This is a genomic window from Streptomyces sp. Y2F8-2 (genome assembly GCF_014905555.1).
GTDB lineage: Bacteria > Actinomycetota > Actinomycetes > Streptomycetales > Streptomycetaceae > Streptomyces > Streptomyces cynarae.
Genome location: NZ_BNGS01000005.1, coordinates 524,847 through 548,718 on the forward strand (window position 1 = coordinate 524,847; position 23,872 = coordinate 548,718).

Here is a 23,872-nt window from a genome sequence, read left to right on the forward strand (position 1 = left end):
ATGCTGTGGGCAGCAGTCCGTACCGCCTCCCTCCGGAGGCCCGGCCCAGGGAGCCCGTCATCGCCGGCCAGCAGCACGCCCCGACCTCCGCCGACCCCATCGACGCCCGGGAGCCGTGGATGCGCGGGCTGCACGCTGACACCGGCTATCTGCTGTACCGGCTCGGGCTGCGCTCGGGTCAGCTGTTCAACGCCTTCCTCCAGGAGTCCGGCCTGCGGCTGCGCCACTACGCCCTGCTGCGCTTCCTCGCCACCTCCGAGGGCGCCCTCCAGCGGGAGCTGAGCACCTCCCTCGGCTACGACCCGAGCGCGATCGTCGGCCTGGTCGACGATCTGGAGAAGCTGGGGTTCGCCGAGCGCCGCCCCTCCCCGGACGACCGGCGCAGCCGTATCGTCGTGCTCACCGAGTCCGGCCGGGCCTTCCTGCGCGACACCGACGAGGCCGGACTGCGGGTCACGGGCGAACTGCTCCGGCCGCTCGACGCCGGCGAGCGGGAGGTCCTGCACGCGCTGCTGCTCAGAGTCGCCGAGACCGGGCTCGGGTGACCCGATACCGATGACCGCCGACGCCCTGCCCCCGCAGACGGTGCGCTCCGCGCCGGACCGGCTGCTCGCCGTGCTCGCGGCCTTCGACCACGCACATCCGGCGCTCTGCCTCACCGACATCAGCCGCCGGGCCGGGCTCACCCTCACGACCACGCACCGATTGGTGGGGGCGCTGACCGAGTGGGGCGCGCTGGAGCGGGACGCGGACGGTGTCTACCACGTGGGCCTGAGGCTGTGGGAGGTCGCGGCCCTCGCCCCGCGCGGGCTCGCGCTGCGGCAGGTGGCGTTGCCGTACCTGGAGGACCTGTACGAGGCGACGCACGAGAACGTGCAGCTGGCGGTGCGCGACGGCGCGGACGTCGTGTACATCGAGTGGCTCTCGGGGCGCTCCGCCGTCGGCGTGCACATCCGGGTGGGCGCCCGCTGGCCGCTGCACGCCACCGGGGTGGGGCTGGCACTGCTGGCCCACAGCGAGCAGGCGTTCCAGGACCAGTACTGCGAGGGACCGCTGGCCGCGTTCACCCCGTACACCCTCACGGATCCGGTCCGGCTGCGCCGCGAACTGGCCGAGGTGCGGCGCTCGGGAGCGGCGGTGAGCAGCCGTCAGGTCACGGACGACGCCCTGTCGGTGGCGGCCCCGGTACGCGGCCGCGGCGGCAGGGTGACCGCCGCGGTGTCGGTCGTGGTCCCCCACGCGACGGCCCAGGTACCGGCCCTCGTCCCGGCGGTGCGGCTCGCCGCGCGGGGGATCTCACGAGCGCTGGGGTGGCAGCCGGAGGCGCGGTGAGACGCGGAAGCGCGGCTTCAGGCCTTGGGGCAGGGTGCTGAGGTGTCGGCACCCCCGTTGGACAGTAGCCGGTGTTCGTCAGCGGTCAGCGGACGGTTGAAGGCGCGGCAGAGCCCCCTGTACCAGGTGTCGGGGTCGAGCGGGAGCGTCAGGGCACCCCAATTGGTCGCGCCCACGGCGGTGTCCCCTTGCAGGCTCCACTGGGCATAGGCATTCTGCACGGAGATATTCGCGATCTCCAGTGTGCTTCCTTGCTGCCACACCTCGAGGCTCTCGAAATCGGTGGAGAGCAGGTGTCCGTCCGGGGTGAAGCCGATCAGGTGGCTGGTGGCGCCTGCGGAGATCGCGGGTGACTGCAGACGGAACTCGGGCACGCTACGGAACTCGATCCGCCCGGAGTGCAGGATCTTGATGTTGTCGAGCGTGGCCAGCGTGTTCCCCGACGGGTCGAAGACCTCCGTCTCCGACGTGCTGATCGCGTCGGGGTTGGCCTGGAACTCCCCGACCGGCCGGCGTTCTCCGAGATCCCACAGGCTCATCTCTCCGTCGCGGCCCCGGACCAGGACCTGCCGCGGGTGCCCTGGGCGCGGCCACAGCGACTCGCCGTTGGCCGCGAACCATCGCTGCGTCGTGTCGTGCGTGTGCAGCGGAAGCGGTGCGCCGATGGCCCGTCCGGTGGAGGGGTTCCAGCGTGCGAGGACGCCCGCGTAGAGGGTGATGACACTGCCGTCGTCGGCGGCGGCGACGGCCCCGGTGGCGTCCTCGCGCACCTTCGCGGGGTCCGGCAACGGCAGGAGATGCTCCAGCGACAGACCGGGCAGGGAGTAGACGGCGAGCCGGTTCCCGATCCGGGCGACCAGATGGCGGCCGTCGGAGGTGACGGCGTTCTGGCGCACGGCCATGAACGTGGGCAGGAGTTGCTGGCGTGCCGCCGTCCCGGCCTGGTACCTCCGTCCGGTCCGCGTGTCGAGGACCGCGAGTGCCTCGTCGCCCGCGTTGGAGTTCTCCAGGATGCGGAAACGTCCGTCCGGCGTGAACAACGGAAGAGGCCCGTTTCCCGGTGTGGGCAGGTCCGGGTTGGCGCCCGGCCGCGGCAGCGTGAAGCGCAGCACCGTTCCGGCCCTGACGCCGAGCACGGTCAACTGCCCGTCGTCCCGGGGCAGTACGACGTAGTCCGCGTCCTTGGCACCATCGGTGACCGGGACGGGGCCGTGGGACACTCTGCCCGTCCGGAGGTCGATCGCCGCCACCGAGTCCACCCCCTCGTCCCGGACCGGCATCACGGCGTAGCGGCCGGTGGCGTCCAGGGGCGCACCTCCACAGTTGATCCCGCCGACCTCGTACCGCGGTGTCCGCCCGGTCAGCGGCCGCACCCGGAAGGAGTCGGAGGGGCAGTCGACGACCGCCTGGGCGTCGAGGCCGATGGCGTCCAGGCCTTCGACCGGGACCTTGCCGAGCTGGGCACCGGTGCGCAGGTCGAACCGCTCGTAGCTTCCCGTCTCCTTGAGGGCGACGGTCCCGGAGGGCTGGGAGAAGCGCGCGGTGTAGAAGGCGCGGCCCGCCGGCAGCATCGTGGTCGACACGAGCGCCCGGCGCTCCAGGTCCCAGACGCCGAGCCGTTCCCTGGCGTCGGCACCGTCGGCCGCGAACAGGGCGAGCACCCGGGAGCCGTCGGAGGAGAAGTCGATGTCCCGGGTGTTCTCGGCCGCGTTCCAGGAAGCGGGCACGGGCAGCCGCACGGGACGGTCCGGGTGCGCGACGTCCCACACCGACAGCCCCTCCCTGTCGTCGAGCACACCGACCTTCCGGCCGTCGCGGCTGAGCCGCACGGTCGGCTCGTGGGCGGTGATCGACCTGATCCGGGGCAACTGGTGCACGGTCATCCGGCCGGTGAGGTTCGTGAGGACCTGCACCGCCCCCACCTGGTCGACCACCGCCGCGGCCCGGCCGTCGGGGGTGGCCGTCAGCAGCAGCACGTGGTCGGTGCCGGGCAGATCCAGGGCGTACTCGGTGTTGCGCAGTTGCGAGTACAACGTCAGCAGGGCGCCGTACGCCTCCGGCTGACTGGAGTCGGTGCGCCAGGCCGTCAGGGCCAGCAGAGCCGCGGTACTCGGACTGTCGGCGGCCCTGCGCACCGCGTCCTGGCCGAGCAGACGCGACGCCTGGGCGCGCAACTGCCGGTTCAGGTCCTGGGAACGCTGATACGTCAGCCCGGCCATGGTGCCGGCCAGCACGGCGAGCACGGTGATCACCGCGGTGATCACCCGCCACCGCCGCACCTCCCAGCTCTGACGGGCCTGGGACGCCTGGATGTACGCGTGTTCCTCGGCCGTGATCTCCTGTGGCCGCTGCTCCCGCCACCGGACGGCCTCCGCCAGCGGAGCTCCCCTCAACAGCGCTCCTCTGCTCCCGCCGTCGAGCTGCCGCCACTGGCGCAGGCTCTGCCTGAGCCGTTCCTGCCAGTCCCGGAAGTCACGGTCCGCCGCCAGCCAGGACAGCAGCCGGTCCCAGTGGTGGATCAGCGCTTCGTGGGCGACGTCGATCATCTCCGCCCCGTCCACCGCCTGGGTGGAGACCAGCAGTTTGCGGTCCGTCAGCAGGCTCGCCACCCGCCTCTGGTCCTCGGGAAGGGAGTCGACGCGCACGGTGCGCCGGACGAAACCGCCGTCGTCCTCCGGCCGGGCGAGCTGGACGAGCAGGCGTCTTACGGCGTCCCGTTCCGCGTCCCGCAGGTGGCGGTGGTACACCTCCTCGGCGTATCCGGCGACCGCACCCGAGACGCCGCCCATGGCGTCGTAGGCCTCATGGGTGAGTGTCCCGCCGCGGCGCCGGTCCCACAGCCGGGTCAGCGTGAACTCCACCAGTGGAAGCCGTCCGGGGCCGTCGCCCGCGTCGTCGAGGATCCGCTCGACCAGGCCCGCCTCGTGAGCGACGCCGGGAGCGGCGGCGAGTGGCCCGGTGATCGCCGCCCGCAGCTGGTCCCGGTCCATGGGAGCCAGCAGCATGATGCCTTCCTGCAGCCCGCTCTGGTTGTCATGGGTCAGCAGGCGGTCGAGGGAGCCGGACCGCACCGTGAGCAGCGCCCGCACCGGCCGGGAACGCGGACTGCCATCGGCCAGTGCGGTGACGAGCCTGAGCAGTTCCCGGCCGGTGACCGGATCGGTGGTGACGATTTCCTCGAACTGGTCGACGAACAGCAGGACACCCTCGGGGTGACGGCGTGCCAGGCGTGCGGCCACCTCGGCGGTGTCCCCGGCGGACAGCCTCTGGGCCAGCTCGGCGCGGCTCAGTTCGCCGTCCAGCAGCGGCTGCACCGCGCCGGCCAGCGTCTCCTCGGGGCCGAGCCCCGGAGTGGGCCGGAAGTCCGCCGTCACCTGGCCGGCCCGTCTCAGCCGGGGCAGCAGTCCGGCCCGCACGAGTGAGGACTTGCCGCTGCCCGACGGCCCGGACAGCACGACGACCGGTTGCCGGGTGACCAGGTCCTCCAGGTGCAGGGCGTCCTTCTCACGGCCGCAGAAGACCGGTTCGTCCTCCTCCGTGAACGGTCGCAGACCGCGGTAGGGAGAGGAGGGCTGTGCGTGCTCCGCCAGCTCCGGCCAGGCCCGCAGGATCGACGAGGCGGGGTGCAGATAGGCCGTGCCGACGGCGCTTCCCTGCCCGGCGGCGACCGCCATGCCGACGACTCCGCCGAGGTCCACGTCCCACACCGGCGTACCACTGAACCCCGGCTCCACCCGTGGTCCGGCCTCGCCCTGCATCTGCAGCCAGCCGGCTCCCTGCACGGCTCTCAGCCGGCCCCCGACCCACACCCCGTGGTCGCTGCCGGAGGGGAAACCGAACAGGCGGACGCTGTGGTCCCACAGCTCGTCCGCCTCCACCAGCCACGGTGTCACCGTGCCGGAGGGCACATCCCCCTCGATGCGCAGCAGCGCCATGTCCCCGGTCTCGTCGGGGAGTACGGGGTGCCAGCCCGCCACGGCGGCCCGGACGAGCCGCGGACCGTCGCCCGTGCCCTTCGCCGCCGCCAGCGGGAAGTCGAGTCCGACCCGGCCGGGCGGCGGGGCGGGGTCCCGCGCATCCGTGCCCAGCGCACGCGCCACGACATGGGCGCAGGTGCAGAGCAGGCCCGGGGCCACGAGAAAGGCGGCGCCGACGATGCCGCCCCGGCCGTGCACCCGGGCGACGGCATCGGCGAGCACGGACTCCCCGGCGGTCACGGTTCGGCGGGGCGTTCGGCCGGGCGGTTCCACTCCACCGCCACGGTGAAGTTCGCCTCGGTGGCCGTCCGCGCGACCACCACGCCCGCGTCGGCGGAGAACTTGATCCCGAACTCCAGACTGATCCTGTCCGGCGGCGCGACGCCCGCGCGCAGCTGACTGACCACCGCCTGCATGGCCGGCCGTATGGGGGCGAGCACCTCTTGCAGGCTCCTGCCGGCCGCAAGGGCGGCGTCCTGCGCCCGGCCGGCCCGGGCCCAGCCGTTCTCGTCCCGCTGTTCGACCTCGACGTGCAACTGCTCCCCGCCGTCGAGCGGAATGGTCAGGACGTTCGGCATCGTTCCCCCAACTCCGGTGGCGCCTGGCTCGTTTGAGGATAGTAGTCAGCCCCGGGGTCCACGGGACCCACGGGACCCACGGGACCGGTTACGGCCGGACCGTCCTCCTTCATGCCTCCCTTCATGCTCTGAACTCCCTTCCCTCCGAGGGACTTTCTCTGCTTCACCTCTTGACGACCGGAGTGACGGAGAGCACATTGAGCGCGCAACCATCGCGTGAGAGCGCTCTCAAAGAGCCGCGAGCGCTCTCCGGCAGGCACCCGCGCATCGACTCCCCGTACCCGAGAGGCACCCCCATGAGCGATTCCCCCGGCATACCCCGCAGACGGCGCAGTGTGAGGCGGGCGCTCGTCGCCGCCCTCGGCACGACGGCGCTGGCCGTGGCCGCCGCCACGTTCGCCACGCCGTCCGCCAACGCCTCCGCTCCCGCTCCCCCGTCGGGCTGGAGCCAGGTCTTCCTCGACGACTTCAACGGCGCGGCCGGCTCCGGCGTCAACACGTCCAACTGGCAGTACGACACCGGGACGTCGTATCCGGGCGGCCCCGCCAACTGGGGCACCGGCGAGGTCGAGACGATGACCTCCAGCACCGGCAACGTCTCGCTGGACGGCAACGGCAACCTGCTCATCACCCCGCGCCGCGACGCCTCCGGCCACTGGACCTCGGGCCGCATCGAGACCACCCGCACCGACTTCCAGCCGCCGGCCGGCGGCAAGCTGCGCGTCGAGGCCCGGCTGCAGATGCCGAACGTGACCGGCACCGCCGCCGAGGGTTACTGGCCCGCGTTCTGGATGCTGGGCGCGCCCTACCGGGGGAACTATCAGAACTGGCCCGGTGTCGGTGAGTTGGACATCATGGAGAACGTCCAGGGCCTGAACAAGACATGGGCCACGATGCACTGCGGCACCAACCCGGGCGGCCCGTGCAACGAGACCAGCGGCATCGGCAACTCCACCGCCTGCCCGAACACGACGTGCCAGTCCGGCTTCCACACCTACACCATGGAGTGGGACCGCTCGGCGAGCCCGGAAGCGATCCGCTTCTACGTGGACGGCGTCAACTACCACACGGTCACCGCGAACCAGGTCGACGCGACGACCTGGACCAACGCCACGAACCACGGGTTCTTCGTCATCCTGAACGTGGCGATGGGCGGCGCCTTCCCGGACGCGCTCGGCGGCGGCCTGGACAACGACACGCAGCCCGGGCATCCGATGGTGGTCGACTATGTGCAGGTCCTCCAGTCCGCAGGCGGTGGGAGCGGTACCACGCCTCCGCCGTCGGGCAACCGGGACGCCTACAGCGCGATCCAGGCCGAGTCGTACGACAGCCAGTCCGGCGTGGCCACCGAGACGACCTCGGACACGGGCGGCGGCCAGGACATCGGCTCACTGGCGAACGGCGACTGGGCCCTGTACAAGGGCGTCAACTTCGGCTCCACGGCCGCGAAGCAGTTCTACGGCCGGGTCGCGAGCGGCGCGGCGAGCGGGGTGAGCGGACTGGTCGAGGTGCGCCTCGACAGCCGGAGCAACGCACCGATCGGCAGTTTCGCGGTGGCCAACACGGGCGGCTGGCAGAGCTGGAGGACGGTACCTGCCAACATCGCTTCCGTGACCGGCACGCATGACGTCTATCTGACCTTCACCAGCGGCCAGCCGAACGACTTCGTGAACGTGAACTGGTTCGACTTCGGGCACTGACCACCTCCCTCCCCCACGGGAAAGGGGCCCCACGCGCGCGTGGGGCCCCTTTCCCGTGCACGAACTCAGCGCAGCTCCGCCCGGAACGCCGCCGGCGTCGTGTCCGTGTGCTGGTGGAAGAACTTGGAGAAGTTCGCCGCGTCGGGGAAGCCCACGGCGGCGCCGACGCGGCCTATCGGCAGGTCCGTGTGCGCCAGCAGGCGCTTGGCCTCCAGGATCACGCGCTTGTCGATGAAACCCTTGGGGGTCTGACCGGTGGCGGCGCGGACGGCGCGGACCAGGGTGCGGCGGGAGTAGCCGAGGGCGTCGGCGTAGGCACTGACGCTGTGGTTGGTGGCGAAGTCCTTCTCGACCGCGTCTCGGAAGCGGGTGAAGGTGGTGTCGATCTGGCCGCGGGCCGCCTCGGCGGAGCTGGTCGCGAGGTGCGCGAGACGTACCAGGAACGCTGTCAGCGAGTGCCGCAGCACCTCGGTGTGCAGACCGAGCGGCAGCGTGGTGGTGTCCTCGTACTCGCGCCGGAGCTGGGCGAGGGCCGCCCGGAGCGCGGCGAGCTGGGCCGGGTCGGGGTGCAGCAGGGGCGGCAGATCGTAGCGGTAGAGGCCCGTGGCCTCCACTGTGGCACGGGGCAGGAAGCCGGGTTGCATGGTGAGCACGGTGCCGCGGTACTCGCTCGCCCGGGAGAAGCGGTGGACCTGCCCGGGGCGGATCCACAGAAGGTCGCCGTCGGTCATCTGGTACTCGGCGAAATCCACCATGTGTGTCACGGGGCCGCCAGTGAAGAGCATCAGGACATGGAAATCGATGCGGTGGACACGGTCCAGCGGCGCGTCCTCGTGCCAGGTGCGCCCGGGCTCCATGGGGCCCACCTGCATACCGACGCCGCAGACGCTCCGGTCGACCGGGAACGCGTATGTCCTGATCCCGTCGCCGTCTCGCATGGTTATGTCCGCCATGTCCTTCTCGTGCCGCCTCGGTACCGCTGTCGATGTCCCACTTTCACCGAAGGCTGACACAGGCGCACCTTCCCCGGCAAAAGTCAGACTTTTACTTTTGAACGCGTTCCACCAGCGATTCCGCATCCAGTGAGGACCCTTGAAGATGAGTGCGCAGAGCACCGACGGATTCGAATGGACCGAGCTCGACCGGCGTGCCGTCGACACCGCCCGCGTCCTGGCGGCCGACGCCGTGCAGAAGGTCGGCAACGGTCACCCGGGCACCGCGATGAGCCTGGCCCCGGCCGCGTACACGATCTTTCACAAGGTGATGCGCCATGATCCGGCGGATCCGGAGTGGACGGGCCGTGACCGTTTCGTCCTCTCCCCCGGCCACACCTCGCTGACCCTCTACACGCAGCTCTTCCTGGCCGGCTACGAACTGGAGCTGGACGACCTCAAGGCGTTCCGGACCCACGGTTCGAAGACGCCCGGTCACCCCGAGTACGGGCACACGGCCGGTGTCGAGACCACCACGGGCCCGCTCGGCCAGGGTGCCGCGAACGCGGTGGGCATGGCGATGGCCGCCCGCTACGAGCGCGGTCTGTTCGACCCGGAGGCCCCCGCGGGCGAGTCCCCCTTCGACCACATGATCTGGGCCATCGTCTCCGACGGCGACCTGGAGGAGGGCGTCTCCGCCGAGGCCTCCTCGATGGCCGGCCACCAGAAGCTGGGCAACCTCGTCTTCCTGTACGACGACAACCACATCTCCATCGAGGGCGACACCGCGACGGCGTTCTCCGAGGACGTCCTCAAGCGGTACGAGGCCTACGGCTGGCACACCCAGCGCATCGAGCCCGCCGAGAACGGCGACATCGACGTCCACGCGCTGTACGCGGCGCTGAAGGCGGCGCAGGCCGAGACCGAGCGCCCCTCGATCATCGCGATGCGCACGATCATCGCCTGGCCGGCTCCCCATGCGCAGAACACCGAGGCCGCCCACGGCTCGGCGCTCGGCGCGGACGAGGTCGCCGCCACCAAGCGCGTCCTCGGCTTCGACCCGGAGAAGTCCTTCGAGGTGGCCCCCGAGGTCCTCGCCCACACCCGTCAGGCCCTGGACCGGGGTGCCGAGGCGCACGCCGCCTGGGACAAGCGGATCGCCGAGTGGCGCGGCGCCCAGCCCGAGCGCGCGAAGCTGTACGACCGTGTCGTGGCCGGGCAGCTCCCCGACGGCTGGGAGCAGGCGCTTCCGGAGTTCGAGGAGGGCGCGTCCGTGGCCACGCGTGCCGCCTCCGGCAAGGTGCTCCAGGCCCTCGGTGCGGTCATCCCCGAGCTGTGGGGCGGCTCCGCCGACCTCGCCGGGTCGAACAACACGACCATCGACAAGACCTCGTCCTTCCTGCCGAAGGGCAACCCGCTGCCGGAGGCGAGCCCGTACGGCCGCACCATCCACTTCGGTATCCGCGAGTTCTCCATGGCCGCGGAGATGAACGGCATCGCCCTGCACGGCAACACCCGTATCTACGGCGGCACGTTCCTCGTGTTCTCGGACTACATGCGCAACGCGGTCCGCATGTCCGCCCTGATGCAGCTGCCGGTCACGTACGTGTGGACGCACGACTCCATCGGCCTCGGTGAGGACGGCCCCACCCACCAGCCGGTCGAGCACCTCGCATCCCTGCGCGCGATCCCGGGCCTGAACGTCGTCCGCCCGGCCGACGCCAACGAGACCGCCGTCGCCTGGGCCGAGATCCTCAAGCGGCACTCCACCAACCCCGCCCCGCACGGGCTCGCGCTCACCCGCCAGGGCGTGCCGACGTACGCCCCGAACCCCGAGGCGGCCAAGGGCGGTTACGTCCTGAAGGAGTCCTCCACCGGGACGCCGGACGTCATCCTGATCGCCACGGGTTCCGAGGTGCAGCTCGCCGTCGCCGCGCGGGAGCGCCTGGAGGCCGAGGGCGTGGGCACCCGGGTGGTGTCGATGCCGTCCGTGGAGTGGTTCGAGGAGCAGCCCGCCGAGTACCGCGAGCGCGTCCTCCCGCCGTCCGTGAAGGCCCGGGTGGCCGTCGAGGCCGGTATCGGCCTGACCTGGTACCGGTACGTCGGCGACGCAGGGCGCATCGTGTCCCTGGAGCACTTCGGCGCCTCCGCCGACGCCAAGACCCTGTTCGCCGAGTTCGGCTTCACCCCCGAGAACGTGGCCGCCGCCGCCCGGGAATCCCTTGCCGCCGTCCGCGGTTGATCCGATCGCCAGAAAGAAGATGATCACAGTGACCGAAGCAACCGCAGCAGCGGAGCCCCTGAAGCGCCTGTCCGAGGCGGGCGTGTCGATCTGGCTGGACGACCTGTCCCGCAAGCGGATCGCGTCGGGCAACCTCGCCGAACTCATCGAGACCCGGCACGTGGTGGGCGTCACCACCAACCCGTCCATCTTCCAGGCCGCCATCGGCTCCGGAGAGGGCTACGAGGCGCAGCTGGCCGACCTGGCCGTGCGCGGGGTGACGGTCGAGGAGGCCGTCCGCATGATGACCACCGCCGACGTCCGGGCCGCCGCCGACATCCTGCGGCCGGTGTACGACGCGACGGACGGCCGGGACGGCCGGGTCTCCATCGAGGTCGACCCGCGCCTCGCCCACAACACGGCGGCGACCGTCGCCGAGGCCAAGCAGCTCGCCTGGCTCGTCGACCGCCCCAACGTGATGATCAAGATCCCGGCGACCGAGGCTGGTCTGCCGGCCATCGCCGAGGTCATCGGCCAGGGCATCAGCGTCAACGTGACGCTGATCTTCTCCCTGGAGCGCTACCGCGAGGTCATGGACGCCTACCTCGCCGGCCTGGAGAAGGCCCGTGCGGCCGGCCTCGACCTGTCCGCCATCCACTCCGTCGCCTCCTTCTTCGTCTCCCGCGTCGACACCGAGATCGACAAGCGCCTGACGAAGCTCGGCACCGACGAGGCCCTGGCTCTCAAGGGCCGGGCTGCGCTCGCGAACGCCCGACTCGCCTACGAGGCTTATGAGAAGGCGTTCGCCTCCGAGCGGTGGAGCGCGCTGGAGACCGCGGGAGCGAACAGGCAGCGCCCCCTGTGGGCCTCCACCGGTGTGAAGGACCCGGCGTACAAGGACACCCTGTACGTCGACGAACTGGTCGCGCCGGGCACGGTCAACACCATGCCGGAGGCCACCCTGAAGGCCACCGCCGACCACGGCGACATCCAGGGCGACACGGTGACCGGCGGCTACGAGCAGGCCCGCGCCGACCTCGCGGCCGTGGAGCGGCTCGGGATCTCCTACGACGAGGTCGTCAAGCAGCTCGAGGACGAGGGCGTCGCGAAGTTCGAGACGGCCTGGCAGGACCTGCTGGACGCCGTGACGAAGTCCCTGAACAGCAAGGGAGTTGACGCGGAATGAGCGACGAGACCATGGCACAGGGCGCGGCTCCGGCCGAGAGCACGTCGGTGCTCGAAGCCGCCCTCACCCCTCCGGACAGCGGTTCCTCCGCCTGGGAGAACCCGCTGCGCGACCCCCGGGACCGCCGTCTGCCTCGTATCGCGGGCCCTTCCGGACTGGTCATCTTCGGTGTCACGGGCGACCTGTCCCGCAAGAAGCTGATGCCGGCGGTCTACGACCTGGCCAACCGCGGTCTGCTGCCGCCGGGCTTCTCGCTCGTCGGGTTCGCCCGGCGTGACTGGGCCGACCAGGACTTCGCGCAGGTGGTGCACGACGCGGTGCGCGAGCACGCCCGTACGCCCTTCCGCGAGGAGGTCTGGCAGCAGCTCGCCGAGGGCATGCGGTTCATCCCCGGTGACTTCGACGACGACACCGCGTTCAAGCAGCTGAAGTCCGCCGTCGACGAGTTGGACGCCTCCCGGGGCACCAGCGGCAACTACGCGTTCTACCTGTCGGTGCCGCCGAAGTTCTTCCCGAAGGTCGTGAAGCAGCTGAAGAAGCACGGCCTCGCCGACGCCCCGGAGGGTTCCTGGCGGCGCGCGGTCATCGAGAAGCCGTTCGGCCACGACCTGGCGAGCGCCCGCGAGCTGAACCGGATCGTGCACGAGGTGTTCGAGCCGGACCAGGTGTTCCGCATCGACCACTACCTGGGCAAGGAGACCGTCCAGAACATCCTGGCGCTGCGCTTCGCGAACCAGATGTACGAGCCGATCTGGAACCGGTCCTTCGTGGACCATGTGCAGATCACCATGGCCGAGGACATCGGCATCGGCGGCCGCGCCGGCTACTACGACGGCATCGGCGCCGCGCGGGACGTGATCCAGAACCACCTGCTCCAGCTGATGGCCCTGACGGCCATGGAGGAGCCCATCGCCTTCGACGCCGGGTCGCTGGTCACCGAGAAGATGAAGGTCCTGAAGTCGGTGAAGCTGCCGGAGGACCTCGGGGCGCACACCGTGCGCGGCCAGTACGCGGCCGCGTGGCAGGGCGGCGAGAAGGTGCGCGGCTACCTTCAGGAAGAGGGCATCGACCCCGCGTCCACCACGGACACCTACGCGGCGATCAAGCTGGAGGTCGACAACCGCCGCTGGGCGGGCGTGCCTTTCTACCTCAGGACGGGCAAGCGGCTGGGCCGCCGGGTGACCGAGATCGCGGTCGTCTTCCAGCGGGCCCCGCACTCCCCCTTCGACACCACGGCCACCGAGGAACTGGGCCAGAACGCGATCGTCATCCGGGTGCAGCCCGATGAGGGGATGACCGTTCGCTTCGGTTCGAAGGTGCCGGGTACCTCGATGGAGATCCGGGACGTCTCGATGGACTTCGCCTACGGCGAGTCGTTCACCGAGTCCAGCCCGGAGGCGTACGAACGGCTGATCCTGGACGTACTGCTCGGCGACGCCAACCTCTTCCCCCGCACGGAGGAAGTGGAGGAGTCCTGGAGGATCCTCGACCCGATCGAGGAGTACTGGGCGACGCACGGCAAGCCCGCGCAGTACGCCTCGGGCAGCTGGGGTCCCGGGGAAGCCGACGAGATGCTCGCACGAGACGGACGGAGCTGGCGCAGGCCATGAAGATCGACCTGACCGACACCACGGCAAGCAAGATCAACAAGGCGCTGGTGCAGGGCCGCCGGGCCCTCGGCACCCCCGCCGTGGGCATGGTCCTGACCATGGTCATCGTGACCGACGAGGAGAACGCCTACGACTCGATGAAGGCGGCCGAGGACGCCTCGCACGAGCACCCCTCGCGGACCCTGGTGGTCATCAAGCGTCAGGCCCGCACCCCTCGCGACCGCACCCGGTCGCACCTGGACGCCGAGGTCCGGGTGGGCGCCGACGCCGGCACCGGCGAGACGGTCGTGCTGCGGCTGTACGGCGAGGTGTCCGACCACGCCGACTCGGTGGTCCTGCCGCTGCTGCTGCCCGACGCGCCCGTCGTCGTCTGGTGGCCGGTGGACGCGCCGGACAACCCGGCCAAGGACCCGCTGGGCGCCCTCGCCCAGCGCCGTATCACCGACCTGTACGCCGTCGAGGACCCGCAGCGCGTGCTGCAGGCCCGGGTCGCCTCCTACGCGCCGGGCGACACCGACCTCGCCTGGACCCGGCTGACGCCGTGGCGGTCGATGCTGGCCGCCGCGCTCGACCAGGCCCGTACGAAGGTGATCTCCGCGGCCGTGGAGGCCGAGGCGGAGAACCCGGCCGCCGAGCTGCTGGCGCGCTGGCTGGAGGCCCGCCTGAAGGTGTCCGTGGACCGGGTCGTCACCGCGGGACCGGTCGTCACGGCCGTCCGGCTGGGCACCGACAAGGGCGAGATCGTCATCGACCGTCCCGAGGGCCCGCTGGCCACGCTCACCCTGCCGGGCCAGCCCTCGCGCACCCTGGCGCTGAAGGTACGCCCGACCTCCGAACTGATCGCCGAGGAGCTGCGCCGCCTCGACGCGGACGAGATGTACGCCATCGCCCTGCGCGGCGGCGACGGTGCCGAGGAGGGTGCCGCTCATGTCTGACAGCCCGAGGCTCACCCGGCGGCCCGAGTGGGCCGAACTGGAGGACCACCGCGCCCAGTGGCACGCGCACCTGCGGGACCTGTTCGACCAGGACCCCGGGCGTGCGGAACGCTACGTCGTGCGCGTCGGTGATCTGCGCATCGACTACTCCAAGCACCTGATCACCGACGAGACCCTGGCGCTGCTCCAGGAACTGGCCACCGCCACCGACGTGTTCGGGCTGCGCGACGCCATGTTCCGCGGCGAGAGGATCAACACCACGGAGCGCCGGGCCGTGCTGCACACCGCGCTGCGCGCCCCGCGTGATGCGGTGATCGAGGTCGACGGCGAGAACGTGGTGCCCAAGGTGCACGCGGTGCTCGACAAGATGACCGACTTCGCCGACCGGGTCCGCTCCGGCGAGTGGACCGGCCACACCGGCAAGCGCATCAAGAACGTCGTCAACATCGGCATCGGCGGTTCCGACCTGGGCCCCGCGATGGCGTACGAGGCGCTGCGCGCCTACACCGCGCGGGAGATGACGTTCCGGTTCGTGTCGAACGTGGACGGGGCCGACCTGCACGAGGCGGTGCGGGACCTGGACCCGGCGGAGACGCTGTTCATCGTCGCATCGAAGACGTTCACCACGATCGAGACGATCACGAACGCCACGTCCGCCCGCTCCTGGCTGCTGGACGCGTTCGACGGCGACCAGAAGGCGGTCGCCAAGCACTTCGTCGCCCTGTCGACGAACGCCGGGAAGGTCACCGAGTTCGGCATCGACCCTGACAACATGTTCGAGTTCTGGGACTGGGTCGGCGGCCGGTACTCCTACGACTCGGCCATCGGACTGTCGCTGATGATCGCGATCGGTCCCGAGCGGTTCCGGGAGATGCTGGACGGCTTCCGCATCGTCGACGAGCACTTCCGCAATGCGCCGGCCGAGGCGAACGCGCCGCTGATCCTGGGTCTGCTGGGCGTCTGGTACGGCAACTTCTTCGACGCCCAGTCGCACGCGGTGCTGCCGTACTCGCACTACCTGTCCAAGTTCACCGCCTACCTCCAGCAGCTGGACATGGAGTCCAACGGCAAGTCGGTGGACCGCGACGGGCACCCGGTGCAGTGGCAGACCGGCCCCGTGGTGTGGGGCACCCCGGGCACCAACGGGCAGCACGCCTACTACCAGCTCATCCACCAGGGCACCAAGCTGATCCCGGCCGACCTCATCGGCTTCGCGAACCCGGTCGCCGAGCTGAGCGACGAGCTCAAGGCTCAGCACGACCTGCTGATGGCCAACCTGTTCGCGCAGGGCCAGGCGCTCGCCTTCGGCAAGACGGAGGAGGAGGTGCGCGCGGAGGGCGTGCCCGAGGAGCAGGTGCCGCACCGCACCTTCAAGGGCAACCACCCCACCACCACGATCCTGGCCACCGAGCCGACCCCGTCGGTCCTCGGCCAGCTGATCGCCCTCTACGAGCACAAGGTGTTCGTCCAGGGCGCGATCTGGAACATCGACTCCTTCGACCAGTGGGGCGTCGAACTCGGCAAGGTGCTCGCCAAGCGCGTCGAGCCCGCCCTGACCCGGGGCGCCGATGTCCCCGGCCTCGACCCGTCCACCGCCGCCCTCGTGGCCGCCTACCGCACGCTCAAGAACGCTCAGGAAGAAGTGAACTGACATGCAGCTCGGACTCATCGGTCTCGGCAAGATGGGCGGCAACATGCGCGAGCGGATCCGCCGCGCCGGCCACACCGTCGTCGGCTACGACCGCAACCCCGAGGTCTCCGACGTCAAGAGCCTGGGTGAACTCGTCGAGAAGCTCGAGGCTCCGCGCGTGGTCTGGGTGATGGTCCCGGCCGGCGCCGCCACCCAGTCCGTCATCGACGAACTCGCCGCCCTGCTCTCCCCCGGCGACATCGTGGTGGACGGCGGCAACTCCCGCTGGACGGACGACGAGAAGCACGCCACCGAACTCGGCATCAAGGGCATCGGCTTCGTCGACGCGGGCGTCTCCGGCGGTGTGTGGGGCCTGCAGAACGGCTATGCGCTGATGGTCGGGGGCGACAAGGAGCACGTCGACCGGCTCCAGCCGATCTTCGACGCGCTCAAGCCGGAGGGGCCGTACGGCTACGTCCACGCGGGCAGGGTCGGCGCCGGCCACTTCTCGAAGATGGTCCACAACGGCATCGAGTACGCGATGATGCAGGCCTACGCCGAGGGCTGGGAGCTGCTGGAGAAGATCAAGTCCGTGGACAACGTCCGCGAGGTCTTCCGCTCCTGGCAGGAGGGCACCGTCATCCGCTCCTGGCTGCTCGACCTCGCGGTCAACGCCCTGGACGAGGACGAGCACCTGGACAAGCTGCGCGGCTACGCCGAGGACTCCGGCGAGGGCCGCTGGACCGTCGAGGCCGCCATCGACAACGCCGTCCCGCTCCCGGCGATCACGGCGTCCCTGTTCGCCCGGTTCGCCTCGCGGCAGGACGACTCCCCGCAGATGAAGATGATCGCCGCGCTGCGCAACCAGTTCGGCGGCCACGCGGTCGAGTCCGCGAAGGAGTAACGAGCCGTGGGCGACCTCCTGCTGGTCCGCCACGGCGAAACCGAGTGGAGCGTCTCGGGGCAGCACACCAGCTTCACCGACCTCCCGCTCACCCAGCGGGGCGAGGAACAGGCCAAGTCCCTCGCCCCGCTGCTCGCCGGACGCACCTTCGCGCGTATCCTCACCAGCCCCCTCGGCCGCGCGATACGCACGGCCGAACTCGCCGGACTCTCCGGCGCCGTCCCCGACCCGGATCTGCACGAGTGGGACTACGGCGGCTACGAAGGCATCACCACCGTCGAGATCCACCGCACCCGCCCCGACTGGTACCTGTGGACCGACGGCGTCCCCCAGGGACCGCCCGGTCACCCCGGTGAGTCACCGGACGAGGTCGGGGCACGTGCGGACCGGGTACTGGCCCGCATCGCGCCCGATCTCACCGAGGGCGACGTGATCCTCGTGGCCCACGCCCACTTCCTGCGCGTCCTCACCGCGCGACACCTCGGCCTCTCGGCCGCCGAGGGGCGGCTGTTCCAGCTCGCCACGGGCACGCTCAGCCGGCTCTCCACCGAGCACGGCCGGCCCGTGATCGCGGAGTGGAACACGACCGGGGCGTCCGCGACCCCCGGCCCGTTCTAGTCGGCACGGCCTCTCAACGCACCGGCCGGCTCGCGTGCTGCGCCGCCAGCCGAACCGGTGCGTTCCGGGCGCCGTACCCCCGGTAGCCGCCGTCCCGTTGGACCAGTTCGAAGAAGACGCGGCCTACGGTGTGCGTGTAGCAGTGCAGGAAGGCGCCGTCCGCGTCACGGTCGTAGAGGATGCCGAGGTCGCGGTACGTCTCCAGCTCGCCGTCGGTCAAGTCGTACTGGGCGGCCAGGTCGTCGTAGTAGTTGGCGGGCACCTCGAGGAGCCGGCCGCCCGCCTCGCGGAAGCGGCGGGCCGCCGCGACCACGTCTTCGGTGGCGAGCGCGATGTGCTGGGCTCGGGCGCCGTCGTCGGTCGGGGCGGGCCCGATGCTCAGGGCGATGCGCACGCTGCCGTCGGCGTCGGTGACCGCGCGGCTGCGGTGCAGTCCGTAGGGGTCGGCCACGTCGACGCTTTCCTGGGCGTGCAGCCCGAGCACGCTGCGGTGGAAGAGGGCCGCCTCGTCGAACTGGTGCCAGGGCTGGGTGAGGGCGAGATGGTCGACGCGGTCGATGCCGCAGGCCCGGGCCTTGTGCGGGACGTCCTCGAAGTCCTCACGCCAGTCGGGGAGTCGGGATCGTCCGGTGGCGCAGAAGAACAGCTCCGTGCCGTCGGGCGCGGACACCGCCTCCAGCGGCGCGTCCTGCGGGGCGCGCCGGCGTGGCAGGACCGGGGCGAGCAGTGCCTCGGCGCGCCGGGCGGCTCCTTCCGGGTCCGGGGACTCCAGGCCGATGGCGGCGAGGGCGGTGCCGTCACGACGTGCGGCCGGGCCGGTGTTGACGAGGACGCGGGCAGCGCCCTGCTCCCACAGGTCCACGGGTTTCGTCCGGTGCCGGGCCGTGCGGGCGAACCCGAGCGCGCCGAGGACCGCGGAGACCGGATCGACGTCCGGGGTGACGAGTTCCACGAAGGCGACACCGGTCGGCACCACGGGCGGGGGCGGGGCCGCGAGTCCGGTCGCCTCCTGGAGGACGAGCAGCGAACGGCGGGCGTCCACGGCGGTGGGGGCGGCCTCGGCCTGGCGGAAGACGTCGTTGAAGACCTCCAGGGACAGCGGGCCGGTGTAGCCGGCGCGCACCACATGGGTGAGGAGCCCGGCGAGGTCGAAGCCGCCCTGACCGGGGAAGCAGCGGTAGTGGCGGCTCCACTGCAGGACGTCCATCGCCATCAGCGGGGCGTCGGCCAGTTGCAGGAAGAAGATCTTCTCGCCGGGGATGTCCTCGATGCCCTTGGGGTCACTGCCCCGGGCGAGGATGTGGAAGCTGTCCAGACAGACGCCGAGCGCCGGGTGGTCCGCGGCCTCGACGACGCGCCACGCGTGGTCGTACGTGCTCACGTGCCGGCCCCAGGCCAGTGCCTCGTAGGCGATGCGGATCCCGAACTCCTGGGCGAGGTCGGCCAGTCGGCGCAGATGCCAGGCGGCGAGAGCGTCGTCGTCCTCGGCGTGCGGGGAGACGCTGGAGCAGACCAGGACCGTGTCCGCGCCGAGCCGGTTCATCAGCTGGAACTTGTGGCGGGCCCGGCGCAGATTGCGCTCGAACTCCTCCGCCGGTACGGCCTCGATGTCCCGCATGGGCTGGTAGAGGTCGATGCTCAGGCCGAGGTCGGCGCAGCGGGCCCGGATCTCCTCGGGGCGCAGCGGGCTGGCGAGCAGGTCGTTCTCGAAGATCTCGATCCCGTCGAACCCGGCGCGGGCCGCGGCGGTGAGCTTCTCGGTGAGGGATCCGCCGATCGAGACGGTGGCGATGGAGGTACGCACCTGGGGTCCTTCCCTACTGACGGGCGGCCGTGGCCCCGGCCAGTTCGGTGATGTCCGTGAGCATGCGCGTGCTGTCCGGTTCCCGCCCGGTGAACAGGCGGAACGCGTCGGCCGCCTGGAAGACGGCCATGCCGCCGCCGTCGAGCGTGGCGCAGCCGAGCGCGCGGGCGGTGCGCAGCAGTTCGGTCTCCAGCGGGCGGTAGACCACCTCGGCGACCCACAGCCCGGGGTGGAGCAGCCGGGCCGGGAGCGGCAGCCCGGGGTGGGCGGCCATGCCGGTGGGCGTCGCGTGCACGAGGCCGTCGGCGCCCGTCAGGACCACCGGCAGCGCGTCGAGGCCGGCTCCGGCCGCGCGCTCGGCGCCGAAGTGCCGGCCCAGGGAGGCGGCGAGGTCGGCGGCGCGCTCGGGCAGGGCGTCGACGACGGTGACGTGACCGGCGCCGAGCGTCAGCAGGGCGTGCGCGACGGCCGCGCCCGCGCCGCCCGCGCCGAGCTGCACCACGCGGTCCAGTGGGGCGTCGCGCAGCCCGCGGGCGAAGGAGGCGGCGAAGCCGGTGACGTCGGTGTTGTGGCCGACGGCCCGGCCGTCCTCGAAGACGACGGTGTTCACGGCGCCGAGTGCCTCGGCCTGGGGGGCGAGCGCGTCGAGGTGCGGGATGACCAGCTGCTTGCACGGGTGGGTGATGTTGAGCCCGTCGAAGCCCAGGTCTCGGGCGGCCCGGACGAGATCGCCCACGGCTGCCGGACCGGCTCCGAGACGGTCGAGGTCGATCAGCCGGTACAGGTAGCGCAGGCCCTGCCGGTCGGCCTCCCTCTCGTGCAGGGCGGGGCTGAGCGAGGGACCGATGCCCGAACCGATGAGACCGACGAGATACGAGTCCTTGGGCACCGGCGTCCTCCTGGCAGCAATGTACGAACTAGTACGTTAGTCATAGCAGCAGCCACGGGCCGGCGGAAGCCCTCCGGGGAGCGGAGGGCTTCCGGGCTTCTACAATCGCGGGCACGCGAACGAGTCAGACAGCCCTCCCCTCGCCCCAAGGAACCCCATGACCAGCGTCGACGAACCGGCACGACCGAACGGCCGCATCCGCGACGCCGCCCGCACGAAGGCCGAGATCCTCGACGTGGCCACCCAGGAGTTCGCGCGCGCCGGGTACGACGGGGCGCGGGTCGACGAGATCGCCGCCCGCACGCGTACCACCAAGCGGATGATCTACTACTACTTCGGCGGCAAGGAGCAGCTGTTCACGGCCGTCCTGGAGCGGGCGTACGGGGTGATCCGCCAGGCCGAGCAGGAGCTGGACGTCGAGCACCTGGACCCGGTCGCGGCCATCCGCAGGCTCGCCGAGGTCACCTTCGACCACCACGAGCGGCACCCCGACTTCATCCGCCTGGTCAGCATCGAGAACATCCACGGCGCCGAGCACATCGCCGCCTCCGAGGAGCTGGGGACGATCGGCTCGCCGGCCCTGGAGGTGACCGGGCGCATCCTCGCGGCGGGCCGGAAGTCCGGGCTGTTCACGGCCGACGTCGACGCCGTCGACCTGCATGCCCTGATCAGTTCGTTCTGCTTCTTCCGGGTCGCCAACCGGCACACCTTCGGCGCCCTGTTCGGCCGGGACCTGGTCGCCGCCGACCAGCGCGAACACTACCGCCGGATGCTCGGGGACATGGTGATCGCGTACCTGACGGCGGACCGCACGGAGGACTGACCGCCGCACCGGCGGTCCGGGCGCAACCTCTTGACACCGGGGAAACGCGGGCGCAACATCCCACCCACCGCTACTAACTATCCAGTGGGTTAATTAGCCGAATCCGGCGCCTCTCCCCATCCCGCTCACTCCACCCGTTCGTCTACGGTTGGTGTCCCTCGAAGGAGCCCGTCGTGTCCGTCCCCGCCCCGCCCGACGACGCCGCCGCCCCGCCCGGCCAGCCGAGGAAGGCCGCGACGGCCGCCTGGATCGGCAGCGCCCTGGAGTACTACGACTTCTTCATCTACGGCAGCGCGGCCGCGCTGATCTTCCCGAAGGTCTTCTTCGACGCCTCCGACCCGGCCACCGCGACCCTGCTGTCGCTGGCCACCTTCGGTGTCGCGTACGCGGCCCGTCCCCTCGGCGCGCTGTTCCTCGGCCACTACGGCGACCGGGTCGGCCGTAAGAAGATCATGGTGTTCACGCTGGTCCTGATGGGCCTGTCGACGTTCCTCATCGGCTGTCTGCCCACCCGCGCCGAGGTCGGCAGCCTCGCCCCCGTCCTGCTGGTGCTGTGCCGCGTCCTGCAGGGAATCTCGGCGGCCGGCGAGCAGGCGAGCGCCAGTTCCATGAGCCTGGAGCACGCGCCCCCGCACCGGCGCGGGTTCTTCACCAGTTTCACGCTCAGCGGCACCCAGGGCGGCCAGCTCATCGCCACGCTCGTCTTCCTGCCGGTCGCCGCGCTCCCGGAGAGGCAGTTGCTGTCCTGGGGATGGCGCATCCCGTTCTGGCTGAGCGTCGCCGTCGCCGTCGCCGGCTATGTCATCCGCCGCAGGCTCGCGGAGACACCGGCCTTCGCCCGGCAGGCCGGCGCCGAGGGGCCGGCCCGGCTGCCGCTGGCGGTGCTGCTGCGCGAACACTGGGCGGACGTGCTGCGGGTGATCGCGGGCGCCCTCATCGCCTCGGTGAGCACCATCTTCACGGTCTGGGCGCTGGCGTACGCGACGAGCGACGCGGTGGGTGTGCCCCGCTCGTCCATGCTGTGGGTGGGCGCGCTCGCCAACCTCGTCGCCCTTGCCGCGATCCCGCTGTGGGCGGCACTGTCCGACCGCATCGGCCGCCGCCCGGTGTACCTCATCGGTGCCGTGGGCAGCGCGGTGACGATGTTCCTGTACCTGTGGGCGATCTCCAGCGGCTCCTACCCGCTGATCCTGCTGACCGGGATCGTCGCCTTCGGTGTCGTCTACAGCGCCGCGAACGGCGTGTGGCCCTCCTTCTACGGTGAGATGTTCTCCACCCGGGTCCGGATGTCGGGCATGGCGATCGGCACGCAGATCGGCTTCGCGGTCGCCGGGTTCGCGGTGACGTTCGCCGCCGAGATCGCCGGCCCGGACGGCACCGACTGGGCGTCGGTGGCCCTGTTCACCGCGGCCCTGTGCGTCCCGCCGGTCGTGGCCGCGCTCACCGCCCGCGAGACGCACAAGGTGCCGACGGAACGGCTCGGCGAGCGCCCGGCGGGCGAGGCCGCGACCCGGGAGACGGTCACGGCCTGAACCCCGCTCGTCCGAGTCCCCGACCGCGCCGGCGGTTCCGGGACTCGGACGCGCCACGCTCGCCGCTCCTGCGGCGAGCGCCCGCGCACCACCGCACCCCCGCGCCCGCCCCGCCCCGGGCCGCACACCCGTGCGCCCGCCGTCCGAGTGGCCCGCACACCGTGTGACCCGCCCGTCATCCGCGCACCCTAGCCTGGCCGTATGCCCCGTCGCCCGTCCCGTCGTCCCGTACGTGCCCTCACCCTGGCCGCCTCCCTCCTCGCCACGCGGGCCCGCCCGTCCGGACCGTCGGCCGAGCCGTCCTGCGCACCCGTACCGGCACCGGCCGGGCGCCCGATCCGGCCCGTGCCCGGACGTGTGCTGCACCTGGTCACCAACGGGCTGCCGCACCAGCTCACGGGTTACACCCTGCGCACGCAGGCGCTCGCCCGGGCGCAGTCAGAGGCGGGGCTCGATCCGCACGTGGTGACGCGCATCGGATTCCCGGTCACCCACGGTGTGTTCGACGCTCGCTCGCTGGATCTGCTGGACGGAGTTCCCCAGCACCGGCTCCTGCCCCGGTGGCTGCCGCACGGCGACGGGCCGCTCCTCGCGCGCAACGCCGAACTGGCGGCGCGGCTCGTCGAGCGACTGCGGCCCTCGGTGCTGCACGCCGCAAGCGACCACGGCAACGGCAGGGTGGCGCTCGCCCTGCGCGAGACGTACGGGCTGCCCGTGGTCTACGAGGTGCGCACCCTCCCGGCGGAACCCTGGCCGGCGCGGACCCCCGGACGTTCGGGCGCGGACGAACCGCGCCTCACCCTGCACCCGTCGGAGACGTACTGCCTGCGCGAGGCCGACACCGTGCTGGCTCCGAGCGAGGCGCTGAAGGCCGAGATCGCCGCGCGCGGGGTGCCCGAGGAGTGGGTACGTGTCGTCCCGGACGTCGTTGATCCCGTCGTCCTTCAGCCCCCGTCCGACGGCAGCGCTCCGCACGCCCGCTTCGGCATCGTGGCCCGTGACCGCACCTGGTCGCAGATCGCCGCCACGACCCGCGCGGTGTATCAGTCACTCGGTTGCCTGTGAGACGTCGGACTCCGTATCCGGCGTGCTCGCCCGGCCCGGCATAGAGCGCGGCACCGATCTGTTGGCACAGCTGAGGGATGTGGTGTCGGCGGCACCCTGATCCCCCGAGCGCGGCTCCCCCAGTGCCGTGGCCCCC

At 71.4% G+C, this 23,872-nt stretch carries 18 protein-coding genes; 13 read left to right on the forward strand and 5 right to left on the reverse strand.

Annotation, left to right across the window (positions count from 1 at the left end; genetic code table 11):
- Nucleotides 1-119 precede the first annotated feature (119 nt).
- A complete protein-coding gene (locus tag SY2F82_RS20010; RefSeq protein WP_200420608.1) occupies nucleotides 120-545 on the forward strand; it encodes a MarR family winged helix-turn-helix transcriptional regulator in 426 nt (141 codons plus the stop codon).
- A 10-nt stretch (nucleotides 546-555) separates the two neighbouring features.
- On the forward strand, nucleotides 556-1,332 hold the full coding sequence (locus SY2F82_RS20015) for an IclR family transcriptional regulator (RefSeq protein WP_200420462.1): 777 nt from the start codon (nucleotides 556-558) through the stop codon (nucleotides 1,330-1,332).
- A gap of 17 nt (nucleotides 1,333-1,349) precedes the next feature.
- Here SY2F82_RS20015 and SY2F82_RS20020 read toward each other — a convergent pair whose 3' ends face one another.
- Entirely contained in the window at nucleotides 1,350-5,549 is a 4,200-nt protein-coding gene (locus tag SY2F82_RS20020; RefSeq protein ID WP_200420463.1) for a serine protease, read from the reverse strand.
- On the reverse strand, nucleotides 5,546-5,887 hold the full coding sequence (locus SY2F82_RS20025) for a CU044_2847 family protein (RefSeq protein ID WP_200420464.1): 342 nt from the start codon (nucleotides 5,885-5,887) through the stop codon (nucleotides 5,546-5,548). Before SY2F82_RS20025 ends, SY2F82_RS20020 begins: the two co-directional genes overlap by 4 nt.
- A gap of 296 nt (nucleotides 5,888-6,183) precedes the next feature.
- Between SY2F82_RS20025 and SY2F82_RS20030 the strand changes: the two genes are divergently transcribed.
- Nucleotides 6,184-7,587: a glycoside hydrolase family 16 protein gene (locus tag SY2F82_RS20030; RefSeq protein ID WP_200420465.1), complete on the forward strand. Its 1,404-nt coding sequence runs from the start codon at nucleotides 6,184-6,186 to the stop codon at nucleotides 7,585-7,587.
- A 65-nt stretch (nucleotides 7,588-7,652) separates the two neighbouring features.
- Here SY2F82_RS20030 and SY2F82_RS20035 read toward each other — a convergent pair whose 3' ends face one another.
- Entirely contained in the window at nucleotides 7,653-8,540 is an 888-nt protein-coding gene (locus SY2F82_RS20035) for an AraC family transcriptional regulator (protein ID WP_200420466.1), read from the reverse strand.
- A gap of 145 nt (nucleotides 8,541-8,685) precedes the next feature.
- Between SY2F82_RS20035 and tkt the strand changes: the two genes are divergently transcribed.
- The 7 genes from tkt to SY2F82_RS20070 are packed head-to-tail and all read left to right on the forward strand — an operon-like array spanning nucleotide 8,686 to nucleotide 17,623.
- Nucleotides 8,686-10,761, forward strand: a complete 2,076-nt coding sequence (gene tkt, locus SY2F82_RS20040) for a transketolase (RefSeq protein ID WP_200420467.1) — start codon at nucleotides 8,686-8,688, stop codon at nucleotides 10,759-10,761.
- A gap of 19 nt (nucleotides 10,762-10,780) precedes the next feature.
- Nucleotides 10,781-11,926, forward strand: coding sequence for a transaldolase (gene tal / locus SY2F82_RS20045; protein WP_200420468.1), 1,146 nt, complete (start codon nucleotides 10,781-10,783; stop codon nucleotides 11,924-11,926).
- On the forward strand, nucleotides 11,923-13,536 hold the full coding sequence (gene zwf, locus SY2F82_RS20050; RefSeq protein WP_236041633.1) for a glucose-6-phosphate dehydrogenase: 1,614 nt from the start codon (nucleotides 11,923-11,925) through the stop codon (nucleotides 13,534-13,536). The genes tal and zwf overlap by 4 nt, the downstream gene beginning before the upstream one ends.
- On the forward strand, nucleotides 13,533-14,471 hold the full coding sequence (gene opcA / locus SY2F82_RS20055; RefSeq protein WP_200420469.1) for a glucose-6-phosphate dehydrogenase assembly protein OpcA: 939 nt from the start codon (nucleotides 13,533-13,535) through the stop codon (nucleotides 14,469-14,471). The genes zwf and opcA overlap by 4 nt, the downstream gene beginning before the upstream one ends.
- A complete protein-coding gene (pgi, locus tag SY2F82_RS20060; RefSeq protein ID WP_200420470.1) occupies nucleotides 14,464-16,122 on the forward strand; it encodes a glucose-6-phosphate isomerase in 1,659 nt (552 codons plus the stop codon). Before opcA ends, pgi begins: the two co-directional genes overlap by 8 nt.
- 1 nt (nucleotide 16,123) lies before the next feature.
- Nucleotides 16,124-17,005 carry a phosphogluconate dehydrogenase (NAD(+)-dependent, decarboxylating) gene (gnd, locus tag SY2F82_RS20065; RefSeq protein WP_200420471.1) on the forward strand — a complete coding sequence of 294 codons (882 nt, stop codon included), beginning with the start codon at nucleotides 16,124-16,126 and terminating at the stop codon, nucleotides 17,003-17,005.
- A 6-nt stretch (nucleotides 17,006-17,011) separates the two neighbouring features.
- The gene (locus tag SY2F82_RS20070; RefSeq protein WP_200420472.1) at nucleotides 17,012-17,623 is read left to right on the forward strand and encodes a histidine phosphatase family protein; all 612 of its coding nucleotides are present in this window, start codon (nucleotides 17,012-17,014) and stop codon (nucleotides 17,621-17,623) included.
- 13 nt (nucleotides 17,624-17,636) lie between these two features.
- Here SY2F82_RS20070 and SY2F82_RS20075 read toward each other — a convergent pair whose 3' ends face one another.
- Together SY2F82_RS20075 and SY2F82_RS20080 are read right to left on the reverse strand one after the other, a co-directional pair.
- Nucleotides 17,637-19,427 carry a bifunctional sugar phosphate isomerase/epimerase/4-hydroxyphenylpyruvate dioxygenase family protein gene (locus tag SY2F82_RS20075; RefSeq protein WP_200420473.1) on the reverse strand — a complete coding sequence of 597 codons (1,791 nt, stop codon included), beginning with the start codon at nucleotides 19,425-19,427 and terminating at the stop codon, nucleotides 17,637-17,639.
- A gap of 13 nt (nucleotides 19,428-19,440) precedes the next feature.
- Complete coding sequence (locus SY2F82_RS20080; RefSeq protein WP_200420474.1) at nucleotides 19,441-20,316, reverse strand: shikimate dehydrogenase; 876 nt, start codon at nucleotides 20,314-20,316, stop codon at nucleotides 19,441-19,443.
- Nucleotides 20,317-20,473: 157 nt separating this feature from the next.
- Between SY2F82_RS20080 and SY2F82_RS20085 the strand changes: the two genes are divergently transcribed.
- The 3 genes from SY2F82_RS20085 (at nucleotide 20,474) to SY2F82_RS20095 (ending at nucleotide 23,736) form a co-directional block, all read left to right on the forward strand.
- Nucleotides 20,474-21,139: a TetR/AcrR family transcriptional regulator gene (locus SY2F82_RS20085; protein ID WP_200420475.1), complete on the forward strand. Its 666-nt coding sequence runs from the start codon at nucleotides 20,474-20,476 to the stop codon at nucleotides 21,137-21,139.
- A 173-nt stretch (nucleotides 21,140-21,312) separates the two neighbouring features.
- The gene (locus SY2F82_RS20090; RefSeq protein ID WP_200420476.1) at nucleotides 21,313-22,671 is read left to right on the forward strand and encodes an MFS transporter; all 1,359 of its coding nucleotides are present in this window, start codon (nucleotides 21,313-21,315) and stop codon (nucleotides 22,669-22,671) included.
- 201 nt (nucleotides 22,672-22,872) lie between these two features.
- On the forward strand, nucleotides 22,873-23,736 hold the full coding sequence (locus tag SY2F82_RS20095) for a glycosyltransferase (protein WP_200420477.1): 864 nt from the start codon (nucleotides 22,873-22,875) through the stop codon (nucleotides 23,734-23,736).
- Nucleotides 23,737-23,872 lie beyond the last annotated feature (136 nt).

Excerpts from the sequence above, each read along its gene's own strand:
- SY2F82_RS20010 (WP_200420608.1), top strand. The coding sequence starts at position 120 with ATGCGCGGGCTGCACGCTGACACCGGCTATCTGCTGTACCGGCTCGGG.
- SY2F82_RS20015 (WP_200420462.1), top strand. The coding sequence starts at position 556 with ATGACCGCCGACGCCCTGCCCCCGCAGACGGTGCGCTCCGCGCCGGAC.
- SY2F82_RS20025 (WP_200420464.1), bottom strand. The coding sequence starts at position 5,887 with ATGCCGAACGTCCTGACCATTCCGCTCGACGGCGGGGAGCAGTTGCAC.
- SY2F82_RS20030 (WP_200420465.1), top strand. The coding sequence starts at position 6,184 with ATGAGCGATTCCCCCGGCATACCCCGCAGACGGCGCAGTGTGAGGCGG.
- SY2F82_RS20035 (WP_200420466.1), bottom strand. The coding sequence starts at position 8,540 with ATGGCGGACATAACCATGCGAGACGGCGACGGGATCAGGACATACGCG.
- tkt (WP_200420467.1), top strand. The coding sequence starts at position 8,686 with ATGAGTGCGCAGAGCACCGACGGATTCGAATGGACCGAGCTCGACCGG.
- tal (WP_200420468.1), top strand. The coding sequence starts at position 10,781 with ATGATCACAGTGACCGAAGCAACCGCAGCAGCGGAGCCCCTGAAGCGC.
- zwf (WP_236041633.1), top strand. The coding sequence starts at position 11,923 with ATGAGCGACGAGACCATGGCACAGGGCGCGGCTCCGGCCGAGAGCACG.
- opcA (WP_200420469.1), top strand. The coding sequence starts at position 13,533 with ATGAAGATCGACCTGACCGACACCACGGCAAGCAAGATCAACAAGGCG.
- pgi (WP_200420470.1), top strand. The coding sequence starts at position 14,464 with ATGTCTGACAGCCCGAGGCTCACCCGGCGGCCCGAGTGGGCCGAACTG.
- gnd (WP_200420471.1), top strand. The coding sequence starts at position 16,124 with ATGCAGCTCGGACTCATCGGTCTCGGCAAGATGGGCGGCAACATGCGC.
- SY2F82_RS20085 (WP_200420475.1), top strand. The coding sequence starts at position 20,474 with ATGACCAGCGTCGACGAACCGGCACGACCGAACGGCCGCATCCGCGAC.
- SY2F82_RS20095 (WP_200420477.1), top strand. The coding sequence starts at position 22,873 with ATGCCCCGTCGCCCGTCCCGTCGTCCCGTACGTGCCCTCACCCTGGCC.